Source organism: Halomonas sp. BC04 (assembly GCF_000568385.1).
The window spans coordinates 1-7,004 of the sequence record NZ_AZQX01000051.1 but is presented as its reverse complement, the minus strand read 5'-3'; the positions used below and the strand labels follow the sequence as shown (position 1 = coordinate 7,004).

Annotated in this window: 5 protein-coding genes and 2 pseudogenes; all 7 read right to left on the bottom strand. The window is 60.6% G+C overall.

Annotated features, from left to right (window positions below; all coding sequences use genetic code 11):
• The coding region (locus Q427_RS30995) for a hypothetical protein (RefSeq protein ID WP_155833452.1) at positions 1-329 on the bottom strand (329 nt) is incomplete at its 3' end.
• A 48-nt stretch (positions 330-377) separates the two neighbouring features.
• A complete protein-coding gene (locus Q427_RS03970) occupies positions 378-1,268 on the bottom strand; it encodes a tetratricopeptide repeat protein (protein WP_043511220.1) in 891 nt (296 codons plus the stop codon).
• A gap of 259 nt (positions 1,269-1,527) precedes the next feature.
• A complete protein-coding gene (locus Q427_RS30990) occupies positions 1,528-1,788 on the bottom strand; it encodes a hypothetical protein (RefSeq protein WP_155833451.1) in 261 nt (86 codons plus the stop codon).
• Entirely contained in the window at positions 1,769-2,461 is a 693-nt protein-coding gene (locus Q427_RS28595) for an RHS repeat-associated core domain-containing protein (protein WP_051496110.1), read from the bottom strand. The genes Q427_RS30990 and Q427_RS28595 overlap by 20 nt, the downstream gene beginning before the upstream one ends.
• Entirely contained in the window at positions 2,395-4,746 is a 2,352-nt protein-coding gene (locus Q427_RS03965) for an RHS repeat domain-containing protein (protein ID WP_155833450.1), read from the bottom strand. Before Q427_RS03965 ends, Q427_RS28595 begins: the two co-directional genes overlap by 67 nt.
• A pseudogene (locus Q427_RS33265) lies at positions 4,743-5,405 on the bottom strand (DUF6531 domain-containing protein); the annotation flags it as partial. The pseudogene Q427_RS33265 and the gene Q427_RS03965, both read right to left, overlap by 4 nt.
• Before the next feature lie 129 nt (positions 5,406-5,534).
• A pseudogene (locus Q427_RS03960) lies at positions 5,535-7,004 on the bottom strand (type VI secretion system Vgr family protein); the annotation flags it as partial.

Genomic DNA, 7,004 nt, shown 5'->3' with positions numbered 1-7,004 from the left:
CTTGAAAATCGAAACGCCTCTGGACTTTCATTCAACAGCACAAGTCGTATTGTGCTTATGGAAATAACTGTCATAATTGCCGTTTCGGCAAGCAAGAAAGGGACATGCAACAACAAACCAACATCGCTGAATGAAGGTCCGGCATTGGACAGGCCATAACTTGCAGCCTCAAGGATCAGGTAAATTAGTGATGGCAAGGCAACGCCTTTCAATATGGCGTATCGATGCTGCCCCATAAGGTACAGCGAGCCAAGAAAAAATTTTAGAAACACACCCTCTCCCTTAACCTTGCCAAAGAAAAATATACCCGCAGTAAGAGCTACCGACACGAGAGCAATTTTTCAATTAATGACCGAGAAAGCGCGACACGCACGCTCTCACTTCATTCTTACCACCTCAATAGCCGCGTCAACACCCTCTTCTGCCAGCTCCTCTAAAACAGCCTGAGCTTCTTCAACCCCTTGATCAGCGGACATTTTATACCAGTAGACGGCCTTATCGTAATCTTGCTCAACTCCCCAGCCGCTCTCATACATAGCGCCTAAGTTATATTGAGAAAGCTCATCTCCTAGCTCAGCAGCTTGATTAAACCATTCGGCTGCCATGGCGTCATCTTGTTCAACGCCTTCACCACTTAAATACAGTACGCCCAATTGGTATTGTGAAGATGCATCTCCTTGTTCCGCCGCCAAACGGAACAGCTCTGCGGACTTCTCATAATCTACGGGCGCACCCCTGCCATAATAGTACATATCACCAAGATAACCTTGGGATTTTGGTAGCCCTTGCTCCGCAGCCTTCTGGAACCACTCTGCAGCTTTCGCAAAATCACGTCTTACTCCCTTGCTATAATAATACATAAGCGCTAGATTTTCTTGCGCTCCGGCTATCCCTTGCTCTGCTGATTGGCGGTACCACCTGATTGCTTCTTGGTAATTTTTTGGTACACCACGCGCATTCTGATACAGCCAACCTAAATTATTCTGAGCTATTGGCTCTCCTTGCTCTGCAGCAAGTTTCAACCAATCAGCTGCTTTCTCATAATCTTTCTCAACGCCTTCACCTCTGAGGTACATTCCTGCCAAGAATGCTTGCGCTTCAGCATTACCACCTTCAGCCAGTGGCGTAAAATGCTCAAGTGCAACAGCGTAATCTCCGTCTCTGAGAGCCTCCCGGCCATCCCCCAAGGAGCCAGCCAAAATTGCTGTGGCGTATAAAACAAAGCCACACGAAAACAATAATATATTATTCTTGATTATTAATTTCATTCTAACTCTCATTCTGCCGCCCTTCAGGCCAATCGGATCCTGGCTGATGTATCGGCCCTACTGCGGGTCGTAGTAGCGGTGACAGTTGTAGGAGAGCCCCCGTCATCGTCGTGCCACCGTCCATTGAAGCGGGTAGGCTGTGAGGCGGCTCTATCGTAGGCGTAACCTGAGTGTGGTCCACATGATAAGCGTAGGCCCGAACCAAGCCATGGTGCTCCATATTATAACTATCTAATAATCGAATTTGAAAAACTCAACATCAGGGGTAATAGAAGAACAGTGCGGAAACAACCGCCACAATCGCTGAAAAATAATATCCAAAAAAGGCAGCATTAACATAATTTTTTTTCATTTTTGGCTTAGCCCCAAGCATGGGAAGAAAAAGCAAGGCGGCAAGAAAAACAGCAAGCCAAGAATTAGATAAATATATATTTACCGGAAAAAAAGCCAAAGCTATGATAGCAAAAACCGCAAAATATTTTTTGACTGTGATTTCTTTTTTAATGTCCATAAAGACCACGCCCCAAAATCTCATCAACAGTGCGGCTACCCTTTTCAACACCGTAGGAGATGTCTCCCATGGTGGCCAAAGCCCCAACCGGGCTAAGTCTCAGACCAAGCCCCACTCTCGAAATCACTCTCGCCTGGTTGTAATCACAATAGTTTTCAGACTGCTTTAGTTCGCGAGCAATTTCGGCATTCACTCGCTCCCTAACATCAGCGTTAGTGAAGTATTCCTTCATTGCCGAGTCTATTAAATGCCCTTCTCTATTAGCATTACGGGCTTCTTCAAGTCCAAAAACACCAACACTTCTAGCAGCATATCTGAAAAATCTTCCTACGCCTGTACCCAGCGACACTACTCCATCAATAGCGCCTTCAAGCGCTCCTTTGCCTTCAGCACAACCAATAATTGCCTCCAACCCCAACGGGTCCACCATGCCCGTCGGGTTGCTGACATAACCATACAGGTTCCTGCCGCCCTTCAGACCAATCGGATCCTGGCTGATGTATCGGCCCTGCTGCGGGTCGTAGTAGCGGTGGCGGTTGTAGTAGAGGCCCGATTCTTCGTCATGCCACTGGCCCTGGAAGCGGATCGGCTGTGAGGCGGTGCCACGTTCATTGGTTACTGCCGCCCAGTCGTCGGGCTGGGCCTGCCATAGGGTCTCGCCCTTGGGTGTGACCAGCTGCATGGGCGTGCCCAGAGCGTCGGTGACGTAGGCGCTGATCTGCTTTGGCCCGTCGTGGCCGGCTTGATCGATTCTGAGCATGGGGACGAAACTGCCCGGCTCATAGACCACGGTGGTGCGTTGTTCATCCTTGGCTTCGTGAACGAGACGGTCGCCGTCCCAGCCGTAGTGGGTGGTGGCGGTAGTGCCGTTGGCGTGACGTACCGTCTTGGCGATGCGGCGGCCCAGGCGTCGTAGCGGTAGCTGGCCTCTTGGGTGGTGCCCTGCGGGCTGGTGCGGGTCAGTCGCACCAGGCGGTTGGCAGCGTCGTAGCCCAGGCTGAGGCGGTCGCCATTCTGTTGTTCGCGCTCGATCAGGTTGCCGGCACCATCATGGCGGTAGCGGGCGCCATTGAGCTGGGTGATACGGTTGTCGCTCTGGGCGGTGGCCGTGCCTTCCAGGCGGTTGCCGGCGGCATCGACCGGGTAGCGGTGGGCGCTGTCGCCGTGCTGGCTGGCGATCAGCCGCCCGGCCGGGTCGTAGGTGTAAGCGATGATCGGGCTGGTACCGCCCTGCCCGGCGCTGCGGAAACTGAGGCGGCCGAGGGCATCGTAGCGGTAGTGCTGCTCGTCCTGCACGCTGCCGGGGCCGCGCAGGCTCAGGCGATCCAGCTGGCCGAGTTCGGTATAGCCACGTTCGAGAATCAGCGGCTGAGGCTGGCCGACACTGGTCAGGCGGCGCTGGGTCTCGCGGTGCAGGGCATCGGGCTCGAGGGCGAGTTCGAGACCCAGACCGGGGGCACTGAGGCCGTGCAGATGGCCGCTGCCGTAGGTGTGCCAGGCCAGTTCGGGCAGTTCACCGAAGCGACTGGCCAGGTGCGCGCCGGTGGCGGTGTGCCGCTGCTGGTGCTGCCACTGCCACGCGGCGTCATCGTCCAGGGCGTGATGCTTCTGATTTTCGCCCGCCAGGCGTCCCGCCGAATCATAGGCCAGACGAACCTCGCCATGGGCGTTACTGGCTCCGCGGAGCTGGCCATCGGCGCGCCACTGATAGCGTTCGGTACCGGCTTCCGCGTGCTCGGTGGCCGGCAGGTGACGTGCGGCCAGGCGGCCACTGGCGTCGTAGTCATAGCGAATGGTAAGCGCTTGCCCGTCGGAGCCGGGCCGGCTGACTTCCGTGCGTTCAACGAGTTGTCCGGCGACGTCATAGGCATAACGCTGCTCGCGGCCGTCCGGGCCGGTCTCACTGGCGAGTCGGTCCATCTCGTCATAGGCGAAGCGGTAGGCTGCTCCGTTGGCCAGGGTGAGCTCGCTGAGCCGTCCGGCTGTGTCGTAGGCGTAGTGCTCGCGACCGCCATCGGCGTCGATACGCAGCACGGGGCGGCCGTGGGCATCGAAGTGGAACTGTTGACGATAGCCCCGAGGGCCTTCCTGTTCGACGAGCCGGCCCTGCAGATCATGGTGGTGCTGCCAGCGGCTGTTATCGGGCAGTTGGGTGGCGGTGCGCCGCCCCATCTCGTCGTGGGTGTAGCGCGTCGTCTCGCCCAGGGCATTGGTCACGGCGAGCAGGTGACCATGGCAGTCGTACTCGTAGACGGTGCGCTGCTCCGAGCAGTCAATCTCGGTGGCAAGCTGGCCGAGTGCATTCCACTCCATACGGTGAGCGCTTCCGCCAGCGTCGGTCACGGCGGTGGGCCGATCGGGCAGGCGCTCGTTGTCGTAGGTGAAGGTGGTGGTGCCTTCGGGGCCGGTGACCCGGGTGAGGTTACCGCGCTCGTCGCGCTCCAGCTGCCAACTCAGGTTTTCCGGGCCGGCCAGGACGGTGGGCTGGCCCAGAGCGTCGCGTGTGATGGCCCAGCGAGCACCGTCAGGCGCAACCTGGGCGATGACCTGCCCGTCCTCGTCACGCTCGAGCACGGTCTCGCGGCCCAGTGGGTCGACGGTGGAAATGCGCTGCCCGGCCTCGTCGTAGCGGTATTGGATCACCGAGCCATCGGCGCGGGTGTGAGCCGTCCAACGCTGACCGGGACCCGTACCAGTGAAGTGATAGCGCTCCTCGCGGCCGAGGCTGTCGGTCACCTGGGTGTGATCCGGGTGGTAGGCGTAGGTACGAGCCTGTCCGCCGGTTTCCTCCTGGGCGATGACACGCCCTTCCGGCGCAAGGCGGTCCCAGGTATAGCGGGCCTCCATGCCACCGGGCACGCGGTGGGCCGTAAGCATATGCTCCTGCCACTCGAACTCGCGCACCACCTCGCCATGGCGATGACGTACGGCGAGCAGGTCACCTTCTGGGCTATAAGTATAATTCACCAGCACGTCGTCCGCGGCGCTGCCGTCGCTTCGCGCACCAGCCGCACGCCGGTCAGGCGTTGGCCACTGTCATGCTCGGTGGCCGACAGTAGCGTCTCGTACTCGAAGCCGTAGTGGCGCCCGGCGCTGTCTTCGACCTGGACCAGCAACCCGGCTTCCCAGCGATAGCTTGTGGCGTAGCCGTTGCGATCCAGCTCCTGGACGAGTTCCCAGGTGGCGGATGCGCTGTCCTGGGCTGGCGCGAACACATAGTAGTGGCCGCTGGCATCGGTCATGGCCACGGATTGGGAATCATGGCACAGGGCTTCGGGCAGGGCCTGCCAGCGGTCGCTATCGCCGCTATTCCCCCTTTCACTGCCTTCGCCCCCTTCGCCTGGCTCCCCACCACGCCGCAGCCAGAGCTGTTCGGTGGGCGAGTAGCGCACCTGCCCCGGCGCCAGTGGGCCGAAGGTGATGTCGCGCCCCTGGGCATCGTGGATCACACAGGCGTCGTCGCGCAGGGTGAGCGAGAGACCATCGCCGGGAATCGACCAGCCCTGGCCGAGCACGCCGATGCGGGCGTTGCTGGAGAGATAGCCACGACTGAAGACAAAAGGCCGCGGCGCCGGCAGGGCGAAGTCGGTTTCCGCGGGCAGCAGCTTGGCACCGAGCACGGGGTTGACCGGGCTGCCCACGGCAGGCTCGCAGGCACTGCAGCGGTTGGCCAGGCCATCGAGAATGGCGGGGTTGTTCAGATCCAGCAGATTGCCAAGCTGGGAAAACAGGCCTGCTCCGACCGATTTGAGCGTTACGTCCTCGCTCGCTTCAGCTGTCGCGGCCCCCGGCAGTAGCGCTGTCGCCGCCCCCTGCCCGCTCCCCGAGCCCGGGCTGCCCCCGGAGTTGATCTTGACCTGGGCGCCGACGATGGTAATGCCGCTGGGGTCGAGCTTGATGAAGCTGCCGCCGGCCTTGAGGGTGATCTCGGCACCGGCGTCGATGACGGTCTTGCTGCCGGCCTTGTGGTGCACTTCTTGCCCCGCTTCGACGAGCTGGGCGCGGGCGGTCTTTTCGTGGCGAGTGCCGCCGACGATCAGGTGGTCGTCGCCGTCGACCTGGGTGTGACGCTGGCCGTGCACGGTCAGGTGGTCGTCGTGGTGGATCTCGCTGATGCGGTGGTGGTGAACCGTGAGGTGGCTGTCGTTGCCGATCTCTTCGGTGCGGTTGTGGTTGGTCAGCAGCTCCAGGTCCTTCTGGGCGTGCAGCCAGATCTGCTCGCGCTCGGCTTCGTCCTCGAAGCGCAGTTCGTTGAACCCTTCACCCTGGTGGCTCTGGGTACGGATCACCGTGCGGGTCTTGTGCTCCGGCAGTTCATAGGGCGGCGTGTTGACGGCGTGGTAGGTGCGCCCGGTGATCAGCGGCTGATCGGGATCGCCCTCCAGGTAGCTGATGATCACCTCATGCCCGATCCGGGGGATGGCGATGCTACCGTAGCCGCCGCCGGCCCAGTCCTGGCTGACACGAACCCAAGCGCTTGCCGTTTCGTTGGGCTCACCGTAGCGGTCCCAGGGGAACTGCACCTTGACCCGACCGTGCGGGTCACAGTGTATTTCCTCACCTTCGGGGCCAGCCACGAAGCGACCTGGGGGCCGTCGACCCGGGGCCTGGTGTTGGGCCCGGGGCGCCAGGCGGTATCGGCGGGCATCAGCACCAGCTCGTTGTGGTAGCGGGTCATGGCTTCCGAGCCTGCCCGCCCCCGCTGCCCATCATTGCCCTGTCCATCGCTCTGAACGAAGCCGTCCTCTTCCAGGGCCTGGGGCTGCTCACCGAAATGGACCACCTGGATGACCTGCCAGTCGCCATTGAGCCTATCGAGGTCGTGGTCGGTCAGGGTGAAGCGCACACCAGGAGCGAGTTCGGGCAGGTCGCTCTCGGCGTCGGCGGTGCGGGCATTCTGGCGCAGCGCTTCCAGGCGGATGCGGGTGAAGGCCTCGCCGGAGGCGTCGGCCTTGTAGCGGCCGGGGTAGTCGTAATGTTCGTAGTCGGCTCGTTGGGCGTGCTCCTCCAGCCCATCGGCCATGTGGTCGTGTAATTGACCATAGGCCGGGTTCTTGAAGGAGTAGTCCTTGAGCGTGGCCATGGCCGGGGCCACCCGTGAGACCTGTTTCAGCTTGCGCACATGGCGCTTCGGCGGCGTGCCGCCGGCACGGCCGTGGTAGCTGCGCTCGCCCAGGTGGGTCAGCACCTGGGGCGCGTCGGCGAAGACCAGCCGGTGGGCAGCG

Coding starts and splice junctions, on each gene's coding strand:
- Q427_RS28595 (WP_051496110.1), bottom strand. CDS start 2,461: ATGCAGCTGGTCACACCCAAGGGCGAGACCCTATGGCAGGCCCAGCCC.
- Q427_RS03970 (WP_043511220.1), bottom strand. CDS start 1,268: ATGAAATTAATAATCAAGAATAATATATTATTGTTTTCGTGTGGCTTT.